Origin of the sequence: Janthinobacterium leeuwenhoeki (assembly GCF_051380795.1) — a bacterium.
Lineage (GTDB): Bacteria > Pseudomonadota > Gammaproteobacteria > Burkholderiales > Burkholderiaceae_D > Janthinobacterium.
This window is the reverse complement of sequence record NZ_JBNYXT010000002.1, coordinates 217,312-241,394: the sequence shown is the minus strand read 5'-3', so window position 1 is coordinate 241,394 and position 24,083 is coordinate 217,312. Positions and strand designations below refer to the sequence as shown.

The 24,083-nt window shown below is 59.9% G+C and carries 21 protein-coding genes and 2 tRNA genes; 15 read left to right on the top strand and 8 right to left on the bottom strand.

The genetic code is table 11. From position 1 onward, the window contains the following. The first annotated feature begins 99 nt into the window (after positions 1–99). A complete protein-coding gene (locus ACQ4WS_RS02985) occupies positions 100–1,212 on the top strand; it encodes an acyltransferase family protein (RefSeq protein WP_436473519.1) in 1,113 nt (370 codons plus the stop codon). 48 nt (positions 1,213–1,260) lie between these two features. Here ACQ4WS_RS02985 and ACQ4WS_RS02980 read toward each other — a convergent pair whose 3' ends face one another. Continuing rightward, positions 1,261–1,950 carry a tetratricopeptide repeat protein gene (locus tag ACQ4WS_RS02980; RefSeq protein WP_436473517.1) on the bottom strand — a complete coding sequence of 230 codons (690 nt, stop codon included), beginning with the start codon at positions 1,948–1,950 and terminating at the stop codon, positions 1,261–1,263. A 139-nt stretch (positions 1,951–2,089) separates the two neighbouring features. Then, a complete protein-coding gene (locus ACQ4WS_RS02975) occupies positions 2,090–2,554 on the bottom strand; it encodes a hypothetical protein (protein WP_436473516.1) in 465 nt (154 codons plus the stop codon). A 148-nt stretch (positions 2,555–2,702) separates the two neighbouring features. Between ACQ4WS_RS02975 and ACQ4WS_RS02970 the strand changes: the two genes are divergently transcribed. From ACQ4WS_RS02970 to ACQ4WS_RS02915, 12 genes are all read left to right on the top strand, one after another. After that, positions 2,703–2,779, top strand: a tRNA-Val gene (locus tag ACQ4WS_RS02970). Between the two features lie 79 nt (positions 2,780–2,858). Then, positions 2,859–2,935: transfer RNA gene (locus ACQ4WS_RS02965), tRNA-Val, on the top strand. A 211-nt stretch (positions 2,936–3,146) separates the two neighbouring features. Continuing rightward, entirely contained in the window at positions 3,147–5,054 is a 1,908-nt protein-coding gene (thrS, locus tag ACQ4WS_RS02960) for a threonine--tRNA ligase (protein ID WP_436473514.1), read from the top strand. A gap of 45 nt (positions 5,055–5,099) precedes the next feature. Beyond that, the gene (gene infC / locus ACQ4WS_RS02955) at positions 5,100–5,627 is read left to right on the top strand and encodes a translation initiation factor IF-3 (RefSeq protein WP_436473638.1); all 528 of its coding nucleotides are present in this window, start codon (positions 5,100–5,102) and stop codon (positions 5,625–5,627) included. Positions 5,628–5,854: 227 nt separating this feature from the next. Continuing rightward, complete coding sequence (gene rpmI, locus ACQ4WS_RS02950; protein WP_010399216.1) at positions 5,855–6,052, top strand: 50S ribosomal protein L35; 198 nt, start codon at positions 5,855–5,857, stop codon at positions 6,050–6,052. Positions 6,053–6,078: 26 nt separating this feature from the next. Continuing rightward, complete coding sequence (gene rplT / locus ACQ4WS_RS02945) at positions 6,079–6,438, top strand: 50S ribosomal protein L20 (protein WP_010399214.1); 360 nt, start codon at positions 6,079–6,081, stop codon at positions 6,436–6,438. A gap of 145 nt (positions 6,439–6,583) precedes the next feature. Then, a complete protein-coding gene (pheS, locus tag ACQ4WS_RS02940; protein WP_436473511.1) occupies positions 6,584–7,600 on the top strand; it encodes a phenylalanine--tRNA ligase subunit alpha in 1,017 nt (338 codons plus the stop codon). 78 nt (positions 7,601–7,678) lie between these two features. Then, on the top strand, positions 7,679–10,105 hold the full coding sequence (pheT, locus tag ACQ4WS_RS02935; protein ID WP_436473509.1) for a phenylalanine--tRNA ligase subunit beta: 2,427 nt from the start codon (positions 7,679–7,681) through the stop codon (positions 10,103–10,105). Positions 10,106–10,275: 170 nt separating this feature from the next. Then, complete coding sequence (locus ACQ4WS_RS02930; RefSeq protein WP_010399205.1) at positions 10,276–10,623, top strand: integration host factor subunit alpha; 348 nt, start codon at positions 10,276–10,278, stop codon at positions 10,621–10,623. Between the two features lie 10 nt (positions 10,624–10,633). Then, positions 10,634–11,038, top strand: coding sequence for a MerR family transcriptional regulator (locus tag ACQ4WS_RS02925; RefSeq protein WP_436473507.1), 405 nt, complete (start codon positions 10,634–10,636; stop codon positions 11,036–11,038). A gap of 200 nt (positions 11,039–11,238) precedes the next feature. Continuing rightward, a complete protein-coding gene (locus tag ACQ4WS_RS02920) occupies positions 11,239–11,871 on the top strand; it encodes a response regulator (RefSeq protein WP_034783185.1) in 633 nt (210 codons plus the stop codon). Between the two features lie 144 nt (positions 11,872–12,015). Further along, complete coding sequence (locus tag ACQ4WS_RS02915; RefSeq protein ID WP_436473505.1) at positions 12,016–13,431, top strand: sensor histidine kinase; 1,416 nt, start codon at positions 12,016–12,018, stop codon at positions 13,429–13,431. A gap of 65 nt (positions 13,432–13,496) precedes the next feature. On the opposite strand, the gene ACQ4WS_RS02910 is transcribed toward ACQ4WS_RS02915, so the two are convergent. Together ACQ4WS_RS02910 and ACQ4WS_RS02905 are read right to left on the bottom strand one after the other, a co-directional pair. Then, positions 13,497–14,306: a Crp/Fnr family transcriptional regulator gene (locus ACQ4WS_RS02910; protein ID WP_034783188.1), complete on the bottom strand. Its 810-nt coding sequence runs from the start codon at positions 14,304–14,306 to the stop codon at positions 13,497–13,499. A 226-nt stretch (positions 14,307–14,532) separates the two neighbouring features. Next, the gene (locus tag ACQ4WS_RS02905; RefSeq protein WP_436473502.1) at positions 14,533–16,590 is read right to left on the bottom strand and encodes a methyl-accepting chemotaxis protein; all 2,058 of its coding nucleotides are present in this window, start codon (positions 16,588–16,590) and stop codon (positions 14,533–14,535) included. A gap of 174 nt (positions 16,591–16,764) precedes the next feature. Between ACQ4WS_RS02905 and ACQ4WS_RS02900 the strand changes: the two genes are divergently transcribed. Continuing rightward, a complete protein-coding gene (locus ACQ4WS_RS02900) occupies positions 16,765–18,441 on the top strand; it encodes a peptide chain release factor 3 (protein ID WP_436473636.1) in 1,677 nt (558 codons plus the stop codon). A 77-nt stretch (positions 18,442–18,518) separates the two neighbouring features. Here the strand turns inward: ACQ4WS_RS02900 and ACQ4WS_RS02895 are convergent, their stop codons facing one another. After that, a complete protein-coding gene (locus ACQ4WS_RS02895) occupies positions 18,519–20,411 on the bottom strand; it encodes a putative bifunctional diguanylate cyclase/phosphodiesterase (protein ID WP_436473500.1) in 1,893 nt (630 codons plus the stop codon). A 578-nt stretch (positions 20,412–20,989) separates the two neighbouring features. Between ACQ4WS_RS02895 and rnk the strand changes: the two genes are divergently transcribed. After that, positions 20,990–21,397, top strand: coding sequence for a nucleoside diphosphate kinase regulator (gene rnk, locus ACQ4WS_RS02890; RefSeq protein ID WP_162835757.1), 408 nt, complete (start codon positions 20,990–20,992; stop codon positions 21,395–21,397). 63 nt (positions 21,398–21,460) lie between these two features. Here rnk and ACQ4WS_RS02885 read toward each other — a convergent pair whose 3' ends face one another. The 3 genes from ACQ4WS_RS02885 to ACQ4WS_RS02875 all read right to left on the bottom strand — a co-directional run bounded on the left by ACQ4WS_RS02885 (position 21,461) and on the right by ACQ4WS_RS02875 (position 23,740). Further along, the gene (locus ACQ4WS_RS02885; protein ID WP_436473498.1) at positions 21,461–22,489 is read right to left on the bottom strand and encodes a transporter; all 1,029 of its coding nucleotides are present in this window, start codon (positions 22,487–22,489) and stop codon (positions 21,461–21,463) included. A 116-nt stretch (positions 22,490–22,605) separates the two neighbouring features. Then, positions 22,606–23,304 carry a YXWGXW repeat-containing protein gene (locus ACQ4WS_RS02880; RefSeq protein WP_436473496.1) on the bottom strand — a complete coding sequence of 233 codons (699 nt, stop codon included), beginning with the start codon at positions 23,302–23,304 and terminating at the stop codon, positions 22,606–22,608. 187 nt (positions 23,305–23,491) lie between these two features. Beyond that, positions 23,492–23,740, bottom strand: a complete 249-nt coding sequence (locus ACQ4WS_RS02875) for a hypothetical protein (RefSeq protein WP_436473494.1) — start codon at positions 23,738–23,740, stop codon at positions 23,492–23,494. Positions 23,741–24,083: the final 343 nt, after the last annotated feature.

Genomic DNA, 24,083 nt, shown 5'->3' with positions numbered 1-24,083 from the left:
TTTTAGCGGGATTCGCCGTGGACGCTTGCAAAAAGTTGGCCGTGGCAACGTGCGGCGTGGCATGATCGGCGCCACCGTTGTTTTTCCTTGCTGATATCCATGTCGTCATCTTCATCTTCCTCGCGCCTGCCTGGCCTCGACACCTTGCGCGCGCTGGCCATCGTGCTCGTCTTCATGAACCATTATTTGCTGTTCGTCAGCGAGGGCGGGGCGTTTGGTTTCGGGGGCGAAATCGGCTGGGTCGGCGTGGACCTGTTCTTTGCCCTCAGTGGCTATCTGATAGGCAACCAGATCTTTGCGGCCTTGCGCAGCGAACACGGCTTTTCCTTGCCGCGTTTCTATGCGCGACGCTTCCTGCGCACCTTGCCCAGTTTTTATGCCGTGCTGGCCTTGTACTATCTGTGGCCCGCGTTTCGCGGCGATAGTGCGCTGCTGCCCCTGTGGAAATTCCTGACCTTTACGCAAAACATCAATCTGACGCCGGGTACGGCGTTTTCGCATGCCTGGTCCTTGTGCGTGGAAGAGCAATTCTATGTGCTGCTGCCGGCCGTGGCCTTGGTGATCGCCGCCTGCCGCAAGTCGCTGCTGTGGGCCTGGCTGGCCGTGGCCGCCAGCTTGATCGTCGGCATGCTGGTGCGCGCGCATCTGTGGGATGAATATGTGCAAGTGCCGCGCGGCGGGCTCGGTTATTACAAGTATATTTATTACGCATCCTGGTGCCGCTTCGACGAGCTGGTGGCGGGCGTGGCGCTGGCGCTGCTGAAAAACTATCATCCTGCCGCCTGGACGCGCCTCACCTCCTACGGCAACCGCACCTTGCTGGCGGGAATGGCTGGCACGGCGCTGATGTTTTACGTATTTCTCACCGATCACTATGGCTATTGGGTGACGGTGTTCGGCTATCCGGCCCTGGCAGCCAGTTTTACCTTATTGCTGATCGCCGCGCTGAGTCCCGCCAGCGCACTCTATACACTGCGCGTGCCGGGCGCGGCCAGCCTGGCCTTGTGGTCGTATGCGATCTATTTACTGCACAAGCAGCTGTGCATTCTGCTGCGTCCCTTTTTGCAAGACTTTGGCTACGGGCCGGACGGTGCGCCGGCGATACTGGTCAGTATTGCTGTCAGCATCGCCACGGGTTGGCTGTTATATGCATTGGTGGAAACGCCGTTCATGCGCTTGCGGGCGCGCTATGTGCCGGCTAATCACCGCTGAGGTACGGCGTTTCCCGTAGTGGACTTTGCTGAGGCTGCACATGCCTGTTTAACGCCAGCCAAAGCCCGAGCTGAAGCCAGCCCTCGTGCCAGCACAGCAAAATATATCGTCGAATCTTTTAACGGATTTCATTTTTTCAAACAACCTGGCCTTGAGTATTTCTCCCTTTTCTTTATCGCTTTTGCTCATGTGAGATAGTGCCTCATTGATTTGTGGCCAATCGCAAAAGGTGTCATGTGGCGCGCAAAAAGAGTGCCATGCATAGGCCTCGGCAATATCGTAAACCTTGGACTTTTTGTCTACGTAGTAAAGGAGGACGTTCATCTCTGCCTTTGCAAATCCCCGTTCCGCAGCGCCGCGAAATAATTGCAGCAAGTCTGCGTCGCGCGCACCTCCGCGGAGCTGCAAGACGGTGGCAAGGTGGAACATGGATGGCGGGAAAAATTTCGCCGCGGATTTTGATAGGTAGAACACCGCGGTGTCGAGGTCACGGTCCTCGCAAGCGCCGAGGTAGGCCTTCATACCCATCAAGTGCTGAGCCTGCGTATCACCGCTGTCGGCGCGCGTCTTGACGAGTGTGTGTGATTCAGTGCTGCAATCTTGCGGCAATGCCTCTTCGATACGCTGGCTCGCAGGTGCCTGCACATCTTCTGCGCCGGCTACGCCTGGACCCGCCGTGGCGCCAATCAAGAGGGCGCATTGCAGCCACATGGCGATCTTGGTTGAAAGTTTCTTCATTGCCTCTCCTGGTCTGATGGTCATTTCAAATGGCGTGCTGTCGGTGTTGTAGACAGGCATCATTGTTCTTGGAATGTACAGGAAGCTGCTACGACGAAATTGACGTGGCGCATCTGTCAGACAAGTACGCAGGAGCAAATTACATATCGATCACGTCGAGTCCACGTGGCGTTCCGACGAGTAATTCCAGGATGGCATGCACGCGCAGATTCGTATCTTCATGTTCGGTATTGAAGATCAGGGTGCGCAGGCCGGGCACGGCTTCCGTGATGTGGTCGCTGGCGTAGGCATTGATCAATAACAAGACCAGGTCCGTGGCGCCCGCGCCGGGCTGGCGCCGCAGCCGGTCGTGGATCACGTTCAGCAGCGCGCGCTGCATGCGCGGCGTGGGATTGGTGATGTAGGCGAAGACACTCGGTGTGTTGCTAATGGCCGCGCAGAGGCGCCGTTCGATCTCGTCGGGCTTCACGTCGGAGGCGATATCGAAGTACGCGGCTTCCCAGCGCGTGCGCGCATACGGGTGGCCGGGCGGGAAGGAGTCGGCCGTTTCAAAACCGCAGATGCGGCTCAGGGTTTTCAGCCAGGCAAATATAGTGGAGTTCATGCCGCGATTCTAGCGGCATTCCGCGTGCCCCGGGCCCTCTCTATATAAAGGGGGCTGACGCCCGGGACGCGGATCAAAAACAGATTAAAGTTTCCTGTAAAACAGCCCTTGTCATTCTGGGAAAGCCTCTCTATAATGCTGGTCTTCGGGGCGGTTAGTTCAGCTGGTTAGAATACTTGGTCGACATCCAAGGGGTCGGGGATTCGAATTCCTCACCGCCCACCAGAATTTGGCAGTAGATAGTTTTAAGCTGGCGCAAGCCGCAAGCGGTCATTTGAAATGCAATGATCAACAAAAGTTTTACGGGCGGTTAGTTCAGCTGGTTAGAATACTTGGTCGACATCCAAGGGGTCGGGGATTCGAATTCCTCACCGCCCACCAGAATGCAGTGAGAGAGAAAGGTAAAACCGGTTATGACACCGCGAACTACTACCAAGCTTTGGGAGTGACGCTAGTCGAACGGGTTTCCTTTGTCTCAAGAAAGTGAAAAACGCGGCTAGTCCGCGTTTTTTTGCGTCTGCGTTTTCCTTTCAGTTATTTCACCCATCACACCGCAGTTTTACCTGGCGCCAGCGCCGATATGGAGATCAATATGCTTACAATCCGACTTCCCGATGGTTCCGCCCGTCAATTTGACGGCCCGGTCACCGTGGCCCAGGTTGCGGCCAATATTGGTACCGGCCTGGCCAAGGCTGCCCTGGCCGGCAAGGTCGACGGCAAACTGGTCGATACCTCCTATTTGATCGAGCAAGACGCGGAACTGGCGATTGTCACGGACAAGGATGCCGACGGCCTGGAAGTGATTCGCCACTCGACGGCTCACTTGCTGGCGTATGCCGTCAAGGAATTGTTCCCGGATGCCCAGGTGACCATCGGTCCCGTGATCGACAACGGCTTTTACTATGACTTCGCCTACAAGCGTCCGTTCACGCCGGAAGATTTGACGGCGATCGAAAAGAAAATGGCGGAGCTGGCCAAGAAGGACGAGCAAGTCACACGCAAGGTTGTTGCCCGCGATGAGGCGATCGAATACTTCAAGGGTATCGGCGAAGCCTACAAGGCTGAACTGATCGGCTCGATCCCTGCCGACCAGGAAGTGTCGCTGTATTCCGAGGGCAAGTTTACGGACTTGTGTCGCGGCCCCCACGTGCCATCGACGGGCAAGCTGAAAGTATTCAAGCTGATGAAGCTGGCCGGCGCCTACTGGCGCGGCGACTCGAAAAACGAGATGCTGCAGCGTATCTATGGCACGGCTTGGGCCAAGAAGGAAGATCAGGAGCTGTACCTGCACAACCTGGAAGAGGCGGAAAAGCGCGATCACCGCAAGTTGGGCAAGCAGCTCGATTTCTTCCATTTCCAGGAAGAAGCGCCGGGCCTGATCTTCTGGCACCCGAAAGGCTGGTCGATCTGGCAGCAAGTCGAGCAATACATGCGCAATGTGTACCAGGTCAATGGCTATCAGGAAGTCAAGGCGCCGCAGATTCTCGATCGTGGCCTGTGGGAAAAAACCGGTCACTGGGACAATTACCGTGAAAACATGTTCATCACGGAATCGGAAAATCGCGCCTATGCGCTGAAGCCGATGAATTGCCCTGGCCATATCCAGATTTTCAACAACGGCATGCGCAGCTACCGCGACCTGCCATTGCGCTACGGCGAGTTCGGCCAATGCCACCGCAATGAGCCGTCGGGTGCCTTGCACGGCATGATGCGCGTGCGCGGCTTTACGCAGGATGACGGTCACATCTTCTGCCTGGAAGAGCAGATCGCCGGCGAAGTGACGGCGTTCCACCAGCAGGCGATGGATGTGTATACGGCGTTCGGCTTTACGAACATCGATGTGAAGCTGGCTTTGCGCCCGGACAACCGCATCGGCACGGAAGAGTCGTGGGATTTCGCCGAGGAATCGTTGCGTTCGGCCCTGCGCGCCTGTGGCGTGGAGTGGACGGAATTGCCGGGCGAGGGCGCCTTCTACGGTCCGAAGATCGAATACCACCTGAAGGATAGTCTGGGCCGCGCATGGCAGGTGGGCACCGTGCAGATCGACCCGTCGATGCCGGGCCGTTTGGGTGCCGAATACGTAGCTGTGGACAATACGCGCCAGGTGCCCATCATGCTGCACCGCGCGATCGTCGGTTCGCTGGAACGTTTTATCGGTATCCTGATCGAACACTATGCGGGCGCCATGCCGCTGTGGTTGTCGCCGGTGCAAGTGTCGGTGTTGAATATTTCCGATGCTCAAGCCGACTATGTACAGGAAGTTACAACAAAACTGCGCAAAGCGGGGCTGCGCGTACAGGCTGATTTGCGTAACGAGAAGATTACCTATAAAATACGTGAACATTCCGTACAAAAATTGCCTTACATCTTAGTAATTGGCGACAAAGAGCGGGATGCGAACACAGTGGCCGTGCGGGCGCGGGGCAATATCGATCTGGGCGTCATGTCTGTCGATGCCCTGATAGAGCGACTCAAACTTGAAGTCGACGCCAAGGCCTGACGAGGAAACTCGCAGCACGACCGTCTTACAAGATTTTTAAAGGAAATTACAATAGCTACTGACAAGTCACATCGCATCAATGGCGAAATCACTGCCCCTGAAATGCGTTTAAGCGGGGTCGATAACGAGCCACTCGGTATCGTAAGTTTGGCTGAAGCCTTCCGCCTGGCGGAAGAGGCAAACGTCGACCTGGTGGAAATTGCGCCTACCGCGCAGCCTCCGGTGTGCCGTTTGATGGACTACGGCAAATTTAAGTATTCGGAGCAAAAGAAAGCTCACGAAGCCAAATTGAAGCAAAAGATCATCCTCGTGAAGGAAGTCAAATTCCGTCCGGGGACTGATGATGGTGACTACAATATCAAGTTGCGTAATCTCATCAAGTTCCTCGATGAAGGTGATAAAACCAAAATCACGCTGCGTTTCCGCGGTCGTGAGATGGCGCATCAGGATATTGGCTTCCGTATGCTGGAACGTCTGAAAGCTGATCTGGAGCCGTACGGCCAGGTCGAGCAATTTCCGAAGATGGAAGGTCGCCAGATGATCATGGTTCTTTCGCCTAAGAAGAAGAAGTAAGCTACAATAGCGTTTTACTGTGGATCGATGTGCTTCGTGCCAGTACTGGTGCGACACACGATTCCAGGCAGAATTTGCGCGGCCCGCTCAGCAATGTCCGGGCCGCGCGAACTGTAGCGGACTCGCATCCGCTGCACAGCATGTGAAAGCAGGCATCTAAGCGCAGCGTCGTGTTGCCACCTGCAATCCTGCTATAAATGGAGCTGTCCGTAAGAGGACAGATTGCTATGCCTAAAATGAAGACCAAAAGCTCTGCGAAAAAACGTTTTCGCGTGCGTCCGGGTGGTACTGTTAAATGTGGTCATGCGTTCAAACGCCACATCTTGACCAAGAAAACCACCAAGCTGAAACGCGCTCTGCGCGGTACCACCAATGTCGCTGCGTCTGACGTGAAATCCGTCTACCGCATGATGCCGACTGCTTAATCTCACACTCAATATAAGGAGTTACTATGCCTAGAGTAAAACGTGGGGTTACAGCTCGTGCCCGTCATAAAAAGATTCTTGTACAAGCTAAAGGCTACCGTGGTCGCCGCAGCCGTGTATACCGTGTTGCCAAGCAAGCAGTTATGCGCGCTGGCCAATACGCTTACCGCGATCGCCGCAACAAGAAACGCGTTTTCCGCCGCCTGTGGATCGCCCGTATCAACGCCGCTTCCCGTGAGCATGGCGTAACGTACAGCGTATTCATGAACGGCTTGAAAAAAGCAAATATCGAACTGGACCGTAAAGTCCTGGCCGATATGGCTGTGATGGACAAGCCAGCATTCGCTGCGATTGTCAACGCAGTTAAAGCAAAAATCGCTGCGTAAGCATCGGTGATTGCACAACGTCATCCGTAGGGTGACGTCATAAAGAGCGGGGCAGGGGTGTGAACCTTATGCCCCGTTTCCGTTTTTGATTGTTGGATTTTAGATAACTGAGTCCAGAATTGATGTCCAAAACAGGAAAAGCCGCATGAACTCCCTAGAAGAACTCGTCGTCTCGGCCCAGGCTGACTTTATCGCCGCCGCAGACGCTGCCGCACTTGAAAACGCCAAAGCCCGCTACCTGGGCAAGACTGGCCAGATTACTGAAATGATGAAGGGCCTGGGCAAGCTGGACCCGGACGCGCGCAAGGCGCAGGGCGCCCTGATCAACGCCGTCAAAGTGCAGATCGAGGACGCGCTGACGGTGCGTCGTGATGCACTGGCCGATGCCCAGATGCAAGGCCGTCTGAACGCCGAAGCGATCGACGTGACTCTGCCAGGCCGTGGCCGCATGCCCGGCGGCATCCATCCCGTGACGCGTACGTGGGAGCGGGTCGAGGAAATCTTCCGCTCGATCGGCTTCGACGTGGCCGACGGCCCCGAAATCGAAAACGACTGGACCAACTTCACGGCGCTCAACAGCCCGGATAACCATCCAGCCCGCTCCATGCACGATACCTTCTACATCGATGGCAACGACACCGATGGCAAGCCCTTGTTGCTGCGCACACACACGAGCCCGATGCAGGTGCGCTATGCGCGCACGCATACGCCGCCGATCAAGGTCATTGCGCCGGGCCGCACTTACCGCGTCGACAGCGACGCCACCCATTCGCCGATGTTCCACCAGGTCGAAGGCCTGTGGATCGCCGAAGACATCAGCTTTGCCGACCTGAAGGGCGTCTACCTGAACTTCGTCAAGGCCTTCTTCGAGACGGATGATTTGCAAGTGCGCTTCCGTCCATCGTACTTCCCGTTCACGGAACCGTCGGCCGAGATCGACATCGCCTTTGGCTCGGGTCCTTTGAAAGGCCGCTGGCTGGAAGTGTCGGGCGCCGGCCAGGTGCATCCGACCGTGGTGAAGAACTTCGGCCTCGATCCCGAGAAATTCATCGGTTTTGCTTTCGGCTCCGGCCTGGAACGCTTGACGATGCTGCGCTACGGCATCAACGACCTGCGTCTCTTCTATGAAGGCGACTTGCGTTTCTTGAAGCAATTCAACTAAGCGTTGTTCCGTTTGATTCATGGCGCTGGAGCGCCTGTGCGCTCGCGCTGTGAGCTTTGACCCTTTGAAGGCTTGATTATGCAATTTTCCGAAAACTGGCTCCGTACCATGGTCGATCCGAAGATGACTTCGGACGAACTGGCCCATCTGCTGACCATGTCCGGTCTCGAAGTCGAGGACGTCGATCCTGTCGCCCCGCCGTTCTCGAACGTGGTGGTAGGCCTGGTCCTGGAGATGGAAAAACATCCGAATGCGGACCGCCTGAATGTTTGCCAGGTCGATGTCGGCACGGGCACCATGCTCAACATCGTTTGCGGCGCGCCGAATGTGCGCCCGGGCTTGAAAGTCGTTTGCGCCATGGCGGGCGCCGCGCTGCCGCCTGGCGCCGATGGCAAGCCGTTTGAAATCAAGGTGGGCCAGCTGCGCGGCGTCGAGTCGCAAGGCATGCTGTGCTCCGCGCGCGAATTGAAATTGTCGGAAGAAAACGCCGGCTTGATGGAATTGCCGGACGATGCGCCAATCGGCCAGAATTTCCGCGATTATTTCGCGCTCAACGACTTGAAATTCACCATCAAGTTGACGCCGAACAAGGCGGACTGCCTGTCCGTGCTGGGCGTGGCGCGCGAAGTGTCGGCCTTGACGGGCGTGCCCCTGACTGTGCCGCAGTTCCGCACCGTGCCTGTTTCCAGCGATGAAATCTTGCCCGTGAAAGTCAGCGCGCCAGATCTGTGCGGCCGTTTCACGGGCCGCGTCATCCGCGGCTTGAACGCCCGTGCCGCCACGCCGGACTGGATGAAGCAGCGCCTCGAGCGCAGCGGCCAGCGTCCGCTGTCGGCCCTGGTCGATATTTCCAACTATGTCATGCTGGAACTGGGCCGTCCCAGCCACGTGTTTGACCTGGCAAAGATCCACGGCAGCCTCGACGTGCGTTGGGGCAAGGCGGGCGAATCCGTGAAGCTGTTGAATGGCAACACCATCGCCGTCGACGAGTGGATCGGCGTCATTGCCGATGAGCAGGAAATCGAATCGCTGGCCGGCATCATGGGCGGCGACGCCAGCTCGGTGTCGGACGATACGGACAGCATTTATCTGGAAGCGGCCTTCTGGTGGCCGAACGCCATTCAAGGCCGCGCGCGCCGCTTGAATTTCTCGACCGATGCGGCGCACCGCTTCGAGCGCGGCGTTGATTTCGCCACCAACGTCGAGCACATCGAGCGCATCACGGCCCTGATCGTGGAAATCTGCGGCACGCCGGCCACCACCGTCGGTCCTGTCGACGACCACGTGGTGAACTTGCCGCAACGCCAGCCCGTATCGATGCGCACGGCGCGCGCGCAAAAGGTCATCGGCGTGCCGCTCAACGACGAGCTGATCGCCGATATCTTCACGCGCCTGGCCCTGCCATTCACCCTGGCGGACGGCGTGTTTTCCGTGACCTCGCCCAGCTACCGTTTCGACATCGAGATCGAGGAAGACCTGATCGAGGAAGTGGCGCGCGTGTACGGCTTTGAAAACATCCCGACCTTGCCGCCCGTGGCCGCGAACGTGATGCAGATTGCACCAGAAAATACCCGCTCGTTGTTTGCGGTACGTCATGAACTGGCCGACCTGGGCTTCCAGGAAGTGGTTAACATGAGTTTTGTCGATACGGCATGGGAGCGCGATTTCTCGGGCAACACCAATCCGATCAAATTGCAGAATCCGATCGCCAGCCAGATGAGCGTGATGCGTTCCTCGCTGATCGGCAGCCTGATCGCCAATGTACGCTACAACCTGAACCGCAAGACGAACCGCGTGCGCATCTTCGAAGTGGGCGCCATCTATCAGCGCGACGACAGCGTGTACAACGGCCCCTTGTCGGTGGCTGGCTACGCCCAGCCAAAACGCGTGGCCGCCATGGCCTACGGCGCGGTGGCTGAGGAGCAATGGGGCCAGGCTACACGCACGGTCGACTTCTTTGACGTGAAGGCGGACCTGGAAGCGCTGTTCGCGCCACTGGTCTTGCGTTTCACCAAGGCGGAACATCCGGCCCTGCATCCTGGCCGTTCGGCCAACGTGGAACTCGATGGCAAGGTCATCGGTTTCATCGGCGAATTGCACCCGCGCTGGATGCAGAAGTACGACTTGCCGCTGGCGCCCGTGCTGTTCGAAGTGGACGCCGCTGCCTTGACGCAACGAGTCGTACCCGTGTACCAGGAAATCTCGAAATTCCCTGGCGCCAGCCGCGATCTGGCTGTTGTCGTCAAACAATCGGTGGCCGTGCAGGATCTGCTCGACAGCTTCCATGCCGCCGCGAAGGCTAGCCCGGCAGCGCGTATCGTGCAAGCCATTGTTTTATTTGATGAATATCGTGGAAAAGGTCTGGAAGCGGATGAAAAAAGCCTTGCTTTCCGGATTAGCTTGCAAGATACTCAAAACACCCTGCAAGACGATGTCGTCGATGGCCTGATGGCTGTCCTGATCGATGCGGCCAAGCAGGGCCACGACGCGAAACTGCGTTCGTAATTGCCGGACTGGCCGTCGCCTTGCGTGACGGCCTTTCCGTCGTCAACCGTAGACGAGCTTGCCATGTGGCGGGCTCGGGCGCACAGAAAAGGCAGGGCAGGAAAATTAATAACAGCGACGTTGATTCCGCCGTACTGCAGTCCGCACTGGCCGCAGATTTGCATCGGGCCATGCTGGTTGCCAAAGTGCGCCAGGAAGCGGAAAAAGATTTACCCACCTTGACCAAGGCGGAACTGGCCGAACTGTTGTTCGAGCAAGTGGGCCTGAACAAGCGCGAAGCGAAGGATATGGTCGAGACCTTTTTCGACGAGATCCGCAATGCACTCGAGCGTGGCGAGGCCGTCAAGCTGTCCGGTTTCGGCAATTTCCAGTTGCGCGACAAGCCGCAACGGCCGGGCCGCAATCCGAAGACGGGCGAAGAGATTCCCATCACGGCGCGCCGTGTCGTGACCTTTCATGCGAGCCAGAAGCTGAAAAGCATGGTCGAAGAGACCAGTCCGCTGGCACGTGCTGCCTGAGTGAGTGGCGATGAACGAGCGCATCAGTAAAACCGAGTTGATCGCCTTGCCGCCCATTCCGGCGAAACGCTATTTCACGATCGGCGAGGTGAGCGAGTTGTGCGGCGTCAAACCGCACGTGTTGCGCTACTGGGAGCAGGAGTTTTCCCAGCTCAAGCCGGTCAAACGACGTGGCAACCGCCGTTATTATCAGCACCATGAGGTGCTGCTGATACGCCGTATCCGCGAATTGCTGTATGAACAGGGCTTTACCATCAGCGGCGCGCGCAACAAGCTCGATAGCCGTGGAGCATCGCATGCCATCCTCGACGAGCTGCCTGTGCTGCCGGCCATGCCCGTGGTGCCGCAGGAAGCGCCGCTGGACCGCGCGTGGATACGCAATGAATTAATTGCGATTTTAAACTTGCTAAAATAAGATTTGTACCAATATAGGTGGGGTTGTCCGATACCGCTTGACTATACTGCATGGGCGCTTCGCCTTGGCTCAGCCGGTAACGTATGGCAGGCCATATTTGAATATAATGTTAATGTTGCGTTTTTGTTAGTGACGCTAAGCTGGAGCAGCGTTTAGGTTCCGGTAGTCTTTCCCAGGCCAGGAAAATTTAAGGGGAAACAATGATACGCGTTGCCATTTGTGATGATCACCAAATAGTACGAGCTGGATTCAAACAGATTTTTTCGTCGTCAAGCGATTTCAGTGTGGTGGCGGAAGCCGGTACCGGGCGCGAAGCGCTCGATATCGCCCGCCGCGAAATTTGCGATGTGTTGCTGCTCGATATAGCCATGCCCGACCAGAGCGGCATCGATACCTTGCGCACGATCCGCCAGGGACAGCCGGAATTGCCCGTGCTGATACTCAGCGGCTATCCCGCGCAGCAGTACGCGCTGAACTTGTTCAAGATGGGCGCGAATGGTTATCTGAACAAGGAATGCGAAGCCGACGAGCTGATGACGGCCGTGCGCACCGTGTTCCAAGGGCGCCGCTATGTCAGCTCCACCGTGGGCGAGTTGCTGGCGCAGTCGTTCGACCGCGATACGAATGCCGCTTTGCATACGGAATTGTCGGACCGCGAGTTCCAGGTCTTCCTGCGCCTGGCGCGCGGCGCCACCGTGTCCGATATCGGCGTGGCCTTGTCGCTGAGCATCAAGACGGTGAGTACTTACCGTACGCGCATCATGGAAAAAATGGGCTTGCAATCGAACAGCGACTTGACCTATTACGCAATGAAAAACAATTTGCTTGACTAGCGCTGCGGTGCGATCATGGAAACATGATCGCTCAGCCAGCTGGCCAGCACGACTTGTGCAGTGCCGCAGTTTGTGGCGAGGACTATAATTGGCCGGCGCCGGCGCTTTCTCCCGCGCCGAACCTTGCTAAGGATGCACACCAGGATGTATTTCACCGCTGAACCGGCCCCGAATCACCGCCTGCCCCTGTACAAGACGATCCTGTGCGTCACTTGCGCCTTGCTGCTTGTACTCAATGGTTTCAGTCTCTATCATAACCTGCAGTCGCTGAAGGGCACGAACGCCTTGCTCAGCCAGAGCGCCCGCGTGGCGGACCGCCTGCAGTATTTGAACGTGCTTGTGCTCGATGCGGAAAGCAGCTTGCGCGGCTATTTCATTTCCGGCTCCGAAACGTATCTTGGACCGTCGAAGACGGCTACCACTGAAATCGAGAACGAATTCAACGAGCTGCAAACCTTGCTCGCGGTCAGTCCCACCCAACTGAAAAACCTGGGCCAGCTGAAAAGCCTGATTCGTCGCAAGATGTCGATGCTGCAACAATCGATCGACGTCTACAAGCAGGGCGGACTGGCCGAGATCGTCAACATTTCCCGTGTGACCGATGACCGCGCCACCATGGACGAGATCCGCCTGCAAGTGGTGATCATGACGCGCGAGCAGAATGAAGCGCTGTCGTCCGGCAGCGCCGCCTTTTACCATGAGTACCAGAAAGCCGTGCTGCTCGGCATCGGCATCAATGCCCTGGCCATTCTCGTGCTGATCATGTTTTACCAGCTGGTGCGGCGCAGCTTCCAGAACCGCGCGGCCGTCGAGTATGCGCTGCAAAATGCCAACGACACCCTGGAATCGACGGTCAGCAAGCGTACCGAGCAGTTATCCGTGCTGTCGCGCCATTTGATCAGCGTCAATGAAGTGGAAAAGGCGCGCCTGGCGCGTGAACTGCACGATGAGCTGGGCGCCAACTTGACCTCGATCAGCATGGACCTGGGCGCCGTCACGCAGCAACTGGCGCACGCGCAACCGGAACTGGCCGCGCAATTGCGGCGGGCCAAGGCAACCTTGCTGGAAACGGTGGAACTGAAGCGCCGCATCGTCGAGGATTTACGTCCCAGTCTGCTGGACAACCTGGGCCTGTGCGCCGCCATTGAAAGCTATTGCGAGGATTTTGCACGCATGAGTTCGGTGCGCTGCGAAACGGACGTGGCCATCAACATCGACAACCGCGAAGCCACACTGACGATTGCCTTGTTCCGCATCGTGCAGGAGTCGCTGACGAATATCCTGAAATACGCGCGCGCCGGCATGGTCAGCGTGACCTTGAAACGCAACGAGCACGGCCTGGTGCTGCGCGTCATCGACGACGGTATCGGCATCACGGAAGATGCCCTGCAAAAACCCATGTCGCATGGCTTGCTGGGCATGCGCGAACGGGCCTTGTTGCTGGGTGGCACCCTTACCGTGCGCCAAGGGCCGGAAGGCAAGGGGACGTGCGTGGAAGCCGTGATTCCGCTGCCGCTGACGCCGGAGCCGGAAGAGATCGACGAGGACGCCAGCGTGTGAGTGTTTCTGGATGCAAAAAAATGGCCGGGCATGCAGCCCGGCCATTTTTTATCTATCCTCTCAGATCAGCAGCGTGAAACATCGCGCAGCAAACGGTCGTATTCCGTCTTGGCGACCTTGTAGCACTCGCCCGCATAGCATTCCAGGCCGGCGCGGTCCAGCACCGTGATATTGCCGCGGCGATAGTGGATCAAGCCTTCTTCCTGCAGCTTGCCGGCGGCGGCCGTGATGCTTTCGCGGCGCACGCCCAGCATGATGGAGATCAGCTCTTGCGTGACTTTCAATTCGTTCGATGGTGAACGGTCCAGGCGGTCCAGCAGCCAGCGGCACAGCTTTTGCTCGATCGAGCTGTGGCGCCCGCCGACGGCGTTCTGCGCCATTTGCGCAAACAGGGCATTCGTGTAGCGCATCAGTAACTGGGGCAGGGCGCCGCCTTGATTGAAGGCATCGCGCAAGCTTTGCGTTTTCAGGCGGTAGCCGTAGCCGGCGCTTTGCACGACAGCCGTGCACATGGCGCGTTCGCCTGCCAGCAGCGAGGCACCCGCCACGCCTTCATGGCCGACGACGGCGATCTCCGTCGTGGCGCCATCTTCCATCACATACAGCAATGAAATGATGGCGGTGGTGGGGAAATAGCTGTATTCCAGGTTGTTACCGTAGGCATACAGTTCCTTGCCGAAAGGCAGTTCCACCAGTTCCAGGTCTTCGAACAGCGATTCGAGCGCGGCGCGCGGCAGGGCGGCCAGCAATTCATTCTGTTGGGCACTGCTGAGGCTAACGCGCGACGCAAGCTTGATTTCCCGTCCGGCCGCCGGCATGGCGCGCGGCAGCAACTGGTTCTTCTGGACCGGGGCGATAAGTTGAGTATGGCTCATAGTATTCCTCACAGGCTTTTTACATCGGAGTGCGACTGCCGCGTTGCTGGTCAAAAAAAGCTGCCGTACGCATGTCGTAACGGCATTTTTGTCAACCGCGCGGTGCAGATCGCGATGTCGTTACTTTAAAAGCTTATGTAAGTGGCGAACATAAGATTAGCAGTCGCCACTTTGTAGTCTCTTTTGAGGCGAAATTGTAGTCCTTGTCCTACACGCACACTTTTGACTAGCTAGCCTTGCGCCGTTCTGCGCGATTTTGTGATATGACGCGCGGCTTGTTGGCGCTCCACAGGCCGGCCGGACGCACGCTGGGCAAGCCGTCGCGCACGGTGGCGGCGGCCGCCTGGCGCTGGGTTGGCGCCTCGTGTTCTCCCAGGCGGAAGCGGCTGACGGCCTGCGTCAGCGCCTCGCCTTCCTGGTGCAGGCGCTGCGAACCGGCGCGCGCCTCGTCGACCAGGCCCGCATTCTGGCGCGTCATGTCGTCGATTTGCGCCAGTGCCTGGTTGATGCGGGCGATCTCGCCATTCTGCTCGGCGCCGGCGCTGCTGATGCGCCCGATGACTACGGACACCTGCTGCACCGCATCGACGACCTGGCGCATGGTGCTGCCGGCCGCATTGACCAGGTCGCCTCCCGCATCCACGGTGGCCACGGAATCGCCGATCAGGCGCTTGATTTGCTGCGCCGCCTCGCTGGAGCGCTGCGCCAGGCTGCGCACCTCGGACGCCACGACGGCAAAGCCGCGCCCCTGCTCACCCGCGCGCGCCGCTTCGACGGCTGCGTTCAGGGCCAGGATGTTGGTCTGGAAGGCGATGCCGTTGATGACGCCGATGATGTCGACGATCTTGTGCGAGCTGGCCTTGATCGAGGCCATGGTCTCGACCACGGCGCCCACGCTCTGGCCGCCGCGCAGGGCTACTTCGGCGGCCGTGGCCACCAGAGTGCGCCCCTGTCCTACGTGGGCTTCGTTGCGGCCCACGGTGGCCGTCAGCTCGCGCATCGAGTCCACGGTGGCACCCAGCGCGTCGGACTGCGTGGCCGTGTGGCCGGACAGGGCGGCGTTGCCCTGGGCGATATCGGCGCCAGCCGCCGCGATGACGGCCGCGCCACCCCGGATTTCCTGCACCAGGGTGGCCAGGCCATGCGTCATGGCGCCGAAGTCGCGCACCAGGTCGCCGATTTCGTCGTGCGCCTGCGAGGTGATGCGCTGCGACAAGTCGCCCGCCGCCGCCGCGCCGACGGCCACGCGCAATTGCGTCACGTCGCGCGCGAACGCGGCATAAAAGCCCGCGCACAGGTAGGCGGCAGCCAGCAGCACCAGCAGCATGGCCGCCAGGATCAGGGCGCGGCGCGCCTCGTCGCGGGCGATGCGCTGCGCCAGCAAGCCGTCCAGGGCGCTGGCCGAGACGCCGGACAGGGCGTGCAGGGCATCGATCGCCTGCATGCCGGCCGCGTGGAATTGCGCGCCCGAGGTCTGGTCGTAGGAATTCGTCACTTCATTCTTGGTGCGTTCGAGGAAGGCCAGCGCAGCCGGCACGGCTTTCAGGGTCCCTTGCAGGCTGGCGCGCAGTTCCGGCTTGGCGGCGAGGATTTCGTCGAAGCGGGCCGGCAGGCGTTCCAGTTCGTGGCGCGCGATCAGGGCGTTGGCGTTGACGAGTTGATCTTCATTCGCCTCGAACAGGCCCGTGTCGATGTAGGCGGCGCCGCGCCCGGCTATGTCCGACAGGCTATCGGCCAGGTCGGGCAGGGTGGCGGTAAACACGGCGCTCAGGTGGTTGGCGCCCGCGTCCGGATCCAGGCTCAGGTGCGAGCGGTCGGCCACCAACTGGCCCAGTTTGGCCGCCTGGCGCAGCAGCGCCGTGTGCGCCGCGTAGCTGTCGCGCGCGGCGATGCCCGCCTGGCGGCCCAGCAGGGCTTGCCACTGCTTCGTCAGCTCGGCCGCCTGGGGCAGGCCGGCGCCCGCCGGCAAGCGCGCCAGGGCGGCCAGCGCGGCCGTGATGCGCGCATTCAGGGCCGTGTTGTCCATGCCCGCCTTGCCGCTCAGGCGCAGATGCTCGAGGCCGCGCCGCTGCTGCAGCAGGCGTGTGCCTTCCTGCAACTGGTGCACATACGCCACGCCCCGCTGCGCATCCTGCGCCTGGGCCAGCGATTTTCCCAGCTCCGAGATCAGCAGGGTGGTCGCCAGCGCCAGCGGCAGCAGGAAGACCAGGCAGACAAGCATGAATTTGGGCAGCAGGCGCAGGCGCTGCATGAGTCGGATGGCGGGAGTGAGGAGCATTTTCATCGGGTTTCCAGGGTGGGGTGACAACATTTCTGCAGCGCAATGTTGCCTGCGGATTGTGACCTCTTGATGAAGTGGACGATTTTGCTGTTCGCCACAGTGAAGCAGTTCACACGGAAGGCCGATCCTTCTGTAAAATCGAGGGTTTTTTGCGAGGGCCATATTATGGTCACCAATATGGCCAACGAGAACGACATCACTACCCCCGATTCCACTGACAATGCGGACAACGCCGCAGCGCCAGCCAGCAGCAAGGCGCCTGCCGTGATCGCGCGCGAAGTGCAGCGCCGCCGCACCTTCGGCATCATTTCCCACCCGGATGCGGGTAAAACCACCCTGACGGAAAAACTGCTGCTGTTCTCGGGCGCGATCCAGATGGCCGGTACCGTCAAGGCACGTAAATCGGGCCGCCACGCGACGTCGGACTGGATGGAGATCGAGAAGCAGCGCGGCATTTCCGTCGCCTCCTCGGTGATGCAGTTCGAATTCCGCGACCACGTCGTCAACCTGCTCGACACCCCGGGTCACCAGGACTTCTCGGAAGATACCTACCGCGTGCTGACGGCAGTCGACTCGGCGCTGATGGTGATCGATGCGGCCAAGGGCGTGGAAGCGCAGACGATCAAGCTGCTGGCCGTGTGCCGCATGCGCAATACGCCCATCGTCACCTTCATGAACAAGATGGACCGCGAGACGCGCGATCCGCTGGACCTGCTCGACGAACTCGAATCGGTGCTGAAGATCCAGTGCGCGCCCGTCACCTGGCCTATCGGCATGGGCAAGAACTTCCGCGGCGTGTACCACCTGCTGAACGACGAGATCATGCTGTTCAAGGCGGGTGAAGAAAAGGCCGACGGCGCCTTCGAAATCATCAAGGGCATCGACAACCCGCGTCTGCAGGAGATGTTCCCGCTGGAGATGGACCAGTTGCGCATGGAAGTGGAACTGGTGCATGGCGCGTCGAACCCGTTCAACCTGGAAGAATTCCTCTCCGGCGTGCAGACCCCCGTGTTCTTCGGTTCGGCCATCAACAACTTCGGCGTGCGCGAAATTCTTTCGGCGTTGGTCGACTGGGCGCCGGCGCCGCGCGAGCGCGACGCCACCGTACGTTCGGTGGCGCCGTCCGAGCAGCCATTTACCGGTTTCGTCTTCAAGATCCAGGCGAATATGGACCCGGCTCACCGCGACCGCATCGCCTTCCTGCGCGTGTGCTCGGGACGTTTCGAGCGCGGCATGAAGGTCAAGCATTTGCGCCTGGGGCGCGAAATCAAGGTGTCGAACGTGGTGACCTTCATGGCATCGTCGCGCGAACAGGTGGAGGAAGCGTACGCGGGCGACATCATCGGCTTGCCGAACCACGGCAACATGCAGATCGGCGACAGTTTTTCCGAAGGCGAGATGCTGACGTTTACCGGCATTCCGTACTTCGCGCCAGACTTCTTCCGCTCGGTGCGCATCCGTAATCCCTTGAAAATCAAGCAGTTGCACAAGGGCTTGCAGCAGCTGGGCGAAGAGGGTGCGGTACAAGTCTTCAAGCCGGTGCAGGGCGGCGAACTGGTACTGGGCGCCGTCGGCGTGCTGCAGTTCGAAGTGGTGGCCAGCCGTTTGCTCAACGAATATGGCGTCGACGCCGTGTTCGAGGGCACCAGCATCAGCAGCGCCCGCTGGGTCAGCTGCGACGACAAGCGCATCCTGCAGGATTTCGAAAATGCGCTGGGCCACAATGTGGCCTACGATGCGGCCGGCAACATGGCTTACCTGGCCACGTCGGGCGTGAACCTGCGCCTGACGGAAGAGCGCTGGCCGAAGCTGACTTTCCACGCGACGCGTGAGCATTCGGCCAAGCTGGCTTAAGTACCGGGTCAGACCCATCGACAGCCGGGGTCGTACCCTGAGGGTACGACCCCAGTCCTTGCACTTGGGTTCCGGCCCTACGCCGGCACGATCGTGCGCGTGCTCCAGTCGCGCCGCTCCAGCAGCAATGCCGTCAACTGCGCCGCCGTCATCGGGCGCGCAAAGAAAAAGCCCTGCACATTGTCGCAGCCGGCTTTTCGCAAAAACTCCACCTGCTGCAGCGTTTCCACGCCTTCGGCCACCACTTTCAGATGCAGGCTGTGCGCCATGGCGATGATGGCCGTGACGATGGCTTCGCCTTCGCCGGGCAGGTCGTGCACGAAGCTGCGGTCGATCTTCAACTGGTCGATGGGCAGGCGCTTCAGATACGACATCGAGGAATAGCCGGTGCCGAAATCGTCGATCGACAGGTGGATGCCCGTTTCCTGCAGGCGCCGCATCAATTCCACGTTGGCGTGGACATTGTCCATCAGGACGCTTTCCGTAATTTCCAGCTCCAGCAAGCCATGCGGCAGCTGCGTTTCTTCCAGGATGGTGCGGATATCGTCCATCAGGCCCGGGTCGCGCGCCTGGCAGGCCGACAGGTTGACGGCCACGTGTTCCAGCGAATCGAGCAAGCCCGCTTTGCACCAGAGGGCCGCCTGGCGGCAGGCGCTTTGCAGCACCCAGCGTCCCAGGTCGACGATGATGCCGCTTTCCTCGGCCACGGGGATGAATTCGGCGGGGCTCAGCTGGCCCATCTCGCGGCAATTCCAGCGTATCAGCGCTTCCACGCCGACGATGCGCCCGCTGCGCAAGTCGATTTGCGGCTGGTAGTGCAAATACAGTTCCTCGTTTTGCAGGGCGCGGCGCAGGTTCGCTTCCATGCGCAGGCGGCGCTGCGCGCGCAATTCCATTTCGGCCTTGAAGACGGCGTAGCGGTTCTTGCCCTGGTGCTTGGCGTGGTACATGGCCGTATCGGCATTGCGCGTCAGGGTCGCCACGTCGTGCGCGTCGAACGGGTACAGGCTCACGCCGATGCTGGCGCTGACATACAGCTGGTGGCCTTCGAGGTCGAACGGCGCGGCCAGCACGGCGAGGATCTTGCGCGCCACACTGGCCATTTCCGAGGCGTCGTCGGCCGGTTCGACGATGACGACGAATTCATCGCCGCCGATACGGCAGATGATGTCGGTGCCGCGCACGATGGCCACCAGGCGCTCGGACACGAGCTTGAGCAGCTGGTCGCCGCAGTGGTGGCCCAGCGTATCGTTGACGATCTTGAAGTTGTCCAGGTCCAGCAGCAGCAGCCCCACGCTGCTGTCCTGGCGGTCGGCCCGGCCCAGCGCGTAGGCCAGGGCGTCGTTGAATTCATGGCGGTTCGGCAGCTGCGTGACCGGGTCGACGTGGGCCAGGTAATGCAAATGGCTTTCCGCATGTCGGGCGGCCGTGCGCGTGCGGCGCACCATCAGGAAGGTCATGCCGAACGCGCACAGGCAGACCAGCAGGGTGAAGGCGGCAAATTGCGCCAGGCTGGCGTACAGCGGCGCCAGGCTGGCGCGCAGGTACAGCGCGCCGCCGCCGGGCAGGGTCTTCAAGATGGCGGCGCTACCGTCCAGGTAATCGATCTGCCAGCCGCTGCGCGGCGCCGCGGGTGCGGCATCGGTGCTGCTGCGCGCGTAGCGGGCAAATGGCGTGCCATAGGGGCTGTAGAGTAGTGCTTGCCGGACATGCGGGGCGGCGGCGAGGGGAGCGAGCACCTGTTGCGCTGCAAGACGATCATCCTGGCGCATGGCCTGGGCGGCGGCAGGCGCCAGCATGTCGGCCTGGATTTGGAGGTTGCGCTGGAAGGATGCCTGGAGGGAAAACAACTGGAAGACGATCAGCAGCAGGCTGGCCATGGCCAGCATGGCCGCCGCGGCCAGCAAGTTCAGCCGGGCAATCCGGTCGCCGCGCCATTGCGCCGACGGCAGCATCAATGGCACCATCATGACGCTTTCTCCTGCCGGCCCCGCTTGCTGCCGCCCCGTGTGATCCCGCCTCGCCCTGCCATACTTTACGTTCCAGTCTGATGAAAACCGAAGTGAGCCGGAACTCTCGACGTGTTGTTAAGGCCGATATATTGTCATTTTGCAGCGTGAAAGTACAGGGCACGCGGCAATTTAGTGTCCATGCCACAGGCAGGTGGCAGCAGGCAAGATGACAAGACAGGCGGAAGAGGTGAGGCGTGTCTTTCTAATAATAATGTAATCTGAATTTTAATCCTTTTTTTGCCCGTCGTTTTTTTCGCTAAAAACATGCTGACGATAAACAAAATACCATCAAGAATAACTTCAATGCCCCCGCCATCCTGGCGCGGATTAACTTTTTGACGGTATAACCCATTGCAAGTCATTGATTTTAATAAATTTTAATGAAGAATGCGCGAACGCTATGGCCTTGCTCCGCGAGTTCGTCCATAATCCGCTGATGATGGACGTTCTGATGCTGTTTGTTTTGTCTGCCGCGGCCAAGCAAACTGCCGCCAGCAAAACCGGACGTCGCCCTAATGATCAATAGTGAGGATATCTTGGAAAAAAAACCAAAAATTATTTTGTCGTCACAAGACCTGGAACGACTGGAAGCGTTGTTGTATGCCTTGGGTAATAATCTGTCGCCGGACAAGGCCGCCTTGCTCGACGAGCTGGGCCGCGCCGAGGTGCTCGAGCCGCAAGAGATTCCGCCGACCGTCGTGACGATGAATTCCACCGTGCGCTTCACGGTGGAAAACAAGGAGGAATTCTGCCTGACGCTCGTGTATCCGAAGGATGTGGAAGGCCAGGCCGACCGCATTTCCGTGCTGGCGCCCGTCGGCAGCGCGCTGCTGGGCTTGTCCGTCGGCGACAGCATCGCCTGGCCCATGCCGGGCGGCGTGGTGAAGGTCAAGATCGAGGAAATCGTCTACCAGCCTGAACGGGCTGGCGAGTACCACCGCTAAGCGCGGCAAGCAGTGATGGCGGACGGCGCCTGCCGTTCGCCTGCCAGGCCGTGTTTCCGATAGTTAACTATTGCGTTGCACGCGCACCACCAGCCATCCCGCCACGACCGTGAACGTGACGATGATGGCAACGATGATCCAGAAGCCCTGCGGGTGCTGGGCCAGCGGAATTCCCCCCACATTCATGCCCAGCATGCCGGCGATGATATTGATCGGCAAGGCCAGCACGGTGACGATGGTCAGCACGAACAGGCTGCGGCTGTTTTCCTCGTTGACGCTGGCGGCGATCTCTTCCTGCAGCAGCTTGATGCGCTCCTGCAAGGACGACATATCGCTGAGCACCACGGAAAATTCCTCCGTCGACTGGCGCAATTCCAGGCTGTCCAGCTCTGATACCCATGAGGGCGGGCGTTGCAGCAGGCGGAACAGGGCTGCCGGTTCCGGCGCCAGCAGGCGCTGCAGCCGCACCAGCACGCGCCGCATGGCGCCCAGGTCTTCGCGTTTCGGCACCAGGCGCCCGGCCAGCAAGTGATCCTCGATATCGTCGACCCGCGCCACGGCGTCGCGCACGATGTTGACCAGCACATCGGCCTGGTCGCGCAGCAAATGAATCAGCAGCTCCACCGACGAGCGGATCGGCTCGTGGTTCTTGATGACGGCCTGGCGCAGGCGCTCGATCGACTGCAGCGGCGCGCGGCGCGCCGTGATGACGAGGTTTTGCGCCACGCTGGCCCACATGGTGGAAATGTCGGACGCCTCGAACGAAAAATTGTGCACCACATCGTTGACCACGGCGATCAGGGTGTTTTCCGCCTGTTCGATGCGCGTCGAGCGCGAGCCCTGGTGCAGGGTTTCATAGAATTCGTCGGCCAGCTGCGTGTGCGTCATCAGCCATTTTTCGCTGGCTGCGTGCGACAGGTTGAAATGCAGCCAGACGAATTCCTGCGCCGGACGCGCCGCGCCATCGGCCAGCCAGGCCAGCGCCGCCGTCGAGTCGAGCGCCAGCGGCTGCCCGTCGCGGCCAAACAGGAAGCCCCAGACCAGGCCCGAAGTGTCCGAGCCGTAGGTAAAAGCGGCAGTTTCCATCGCCATCGTGAATCTTTCTCGCGCAGTGTGATTGATCGTCGCGCGATGTTAATACACGGATGTGTCCGGAAAATGACAAGGCCACCGCGAGGGGTGGCCTTGGTGGGAACTACAGCCGCGTGTTAGTTGCGGTGCGGGTTGTCCGGACGCCGGTCGTCGCGGTTTGGAATGCCATCACCATCGCGGTCGCGGCGGTTGCCATTGTCGCGGTCATGGCGGTTGGGGATGCCGTCGCGGTCACGGTCGCCGTTCGGGCCGCGTGGCGACCAGCGGCCTTGCTCCATCTGCCAGCGGCCATCGCGCTGGTTCCAGGCGGGCGCCGCATACACGTAACCGGGGCGTTCGGCGATCCATACGCCTGGCGTCCAGGCGTAGCGCTGGCTGCGCCACTCCCAGTGGCCCGGGGCCCAGACATAGCCATGGCGCGCGCGCGGGATGCCTTCGCGGCGCGGTGGCGGCGGGGCGATGCGGATTGCGTCATAGCGCACGGGCTGCACTTGCGTGGCGACCCAGCCGCCACGGTCCAGGCGCCAGCGCTGGTTCTCTTGTATCCAGGCGGCGCGGCGGTACTGGTTGCCACCGCGTTCGCGCAGCCACTCGCCGCCGGTCCAGACATGGCGCTGGCCATCCCAGTTCCAGTAGCCAGGCGCCCAGACATAGCCGGCGCGCGGCGCGGGCGCGCTTTCAAAGCGTGGCGGAGGCGGAGCGTTGCCGACGACAATGCTGACGCCGAGCTGATTCTGTGCCATGGCCTGCACGGGCAGGAAAGCCGCGGTGCTGATGGCAAGCATGGCTGCTGCGTAGAGTGTGATGGGTTTCATGGTGTGCTCCATTTCGGTGATTGCGTGAAATGGACTATAGGCGCTTGCGGGCGGTTTTTCGCCTTTGATTCAACTTATTACAATTGACACAATGCTGTGTGTCCGTGTATCCGTGGCGGATACAAATGGCGGCCTGGCGCGTGGCTATTTACGCTGCGCCAGGCGGCGTGGTGTCAGCATCGGTGGCTCACAGGGTGCTGGCGGTGGCGTTGCCCAGCAAGGCTTGCCGTTCCTCGATCAGCGAGATTTTCTTTTCCTGTTGCGTCATGCGCTTGGCGCTGACGACCACGACGGGGATGGCGCTCGCTTGCGCCACATCAGCCGCTTTGGAGGCCGATGGCTGCATGAAGCTGACATAGCTGGCGCCGCAGGCGATGGCGACGGCGACGGTAAAGATGGCTTCCATGTTTTTTAAGGCGTTTTTTGGCGTGTTCATGATGCTTCCTTTCGGGTGGCGGGTGGGTATGCATGCACTGTAGCTAAGCGCGCGCTGTTACGCCATGCAGATGCGACCAGCCGTGGTTTTTGCGGGATGGCCTGCAAAAAAACGGCGCTGAAATGCCTGCGCACGGCGCTGGCGGGCGACCGCTTGAATTGAGGCCTAATTCGCCCTGTATCCCTGCATATGAATGCAATTGCCCTATGGCATTATTTGACACTGCACAGTGTTGTGCGCCTGTTGTGAGCCGTGTCGTGCACGCGTGGCGCGCGGCAGGTGCTGCGCCAGCTGTCCTGCTAGAATCGGCATGGCAGCGGTGTTGCGCACACTTGCGCACACA

Excerpts from the sequence above, each read along its gene's own strand:
- ACQ4WS_RS02985 (WP_436473519.1), top strand. The coding sequence starts at position 100 with ATGTCGTCATCTTCATCTTCCTCGCGCCTGCCTGGCCTCGACACCTTG.
- ACQ4WS_RS02980 (WP_436473517.1), bottom strand. The coding sequence starts at position 1,950 with ATGAAGAAACTTTCAACCAAGATCGCCATGTGGCTGCAATGCGCCCTC.
- ACQ4WS_RS02975 (WP_436473516.1), bottom strand. The coding sequence starts at position 2,554 with ATGAACTCCACTATATTTGCCTGGCTGAAAACCCTGAGCCGCATCTGC.
- thrS (WP_436473514.1), top strand. The coding sequence starts at position 3,147 with ATGCTTACAATCCGACTTCCCGATGGTTCCGCCCGTCAATTTGACGGC.
- rpmI (WP_010399216.1), top strand. The coding sequence starts at position 5,855 with ATGCCTAAAATGAAGACCAAAAGCTCTGCGAAAAAACGTTTTCGCGTG.
- rplT (WP_010399214.1), top strand. The coding sequence starts at position 6,079 with ATGCCTAGAGTAAAACGTGGGGTTACAGCTCGTGCCCGTCATAAAAAG.
- pheS (WP_436473511.1), top strand. The coding sequence starts at position 6,584 with ATGAACTCCCTAGAAGAACTCGTCGTCTCGGCCCAGGCTGACTTTATC.
- pheT (WP_436473509.1), top strand. The coding sequence starts at position 7,679 with ATGCAATTTTCCGAAAACTGGCTCCGTACCATGGTCGATCCGAAGATG.
- ACQ4WS_RS02930 (WP_010399205.1), top strand. The coding sequence starts at position 10,276 with ATGCTGGTTGCCAAAGTGCGCCAGGAAGCGGAAAAAGATTTACCCACC.
- ACQ4WS_RS02925 (WP_436473507.1), top strand. The coding sequence starts at position 10,634 with ATGAACGAGCGCATCAGTAAAACCGAGTTGATCGCCTTGCCGCCCATT.
- ACQ4WS_RS02920 (WP_034783185.1), top strand. The coding sequence starts at position 11,239 with ATGATACGCGTTGCCATTTGTGATGATCACCAAATAGTACGAGCTGGA.
- ACQ4WS_RS02915 (WP_436473505.1), top strand. The coding sequence starts at position 12,016 with ATGTATTTCACCGCTGAACCGGCCCCGAATCACCGCCTGCCCCTGTAC.
- ACQ4WS_RS02910 (WP_034783188.1), bottom strand. The coding sequence starts at position 14,306 with ATGAGCCATACTCAACTTATCGCCCCGGTCCAGAAGAACCAGTTGCTG.
- ACQ4WS_RS02905 (WP_436473502.1), bottom strand. The coding sequence starts at position 16,590 with ATGAAAATGCTCCTCACTCCCGCCATCCGACTCATGCAGCGCCTGCGC.
- ACQ4WS_RS02900 (WP_436473636.1), top strand. The coding sequence starts at position 16,765 with ATGGCCAACGAGAACGACATCACTACCCCCGATTCCACTGACAATGCG.
- ACQ4WS_RS02895 (WP_436473500.1), bottom strand. The coding sequence starts at position 20,411 with ATGATGGTGCCATTGATGCTGCCGTCGGCGCAATGGCGCGGCGACCGG.
- ACQ4WS_RS02885 (WP_436473498.1), bottom strand. The coding sequence starts at position 22,489 with ATGGCGATGGAAACTGCCGCTTTTACCTACGGCTCGGACACTTCGGGC.
- ACQ4WS_RS02880 (WP_436473496.1), bottom strand. The coding sequence starts at position 23,304 with ATGAAACCCATCACACTCTACGCAGCAGCCATGCTTGCCATCAGCACC.
- ACQ4WS_RS02875 (WP_436473494.1), bottom strand. The coding sequence starts at position 23,740 with ATGAACACGCCAAAAAACGCCTTAAAAAACATGGAAGCCATCTTTACC.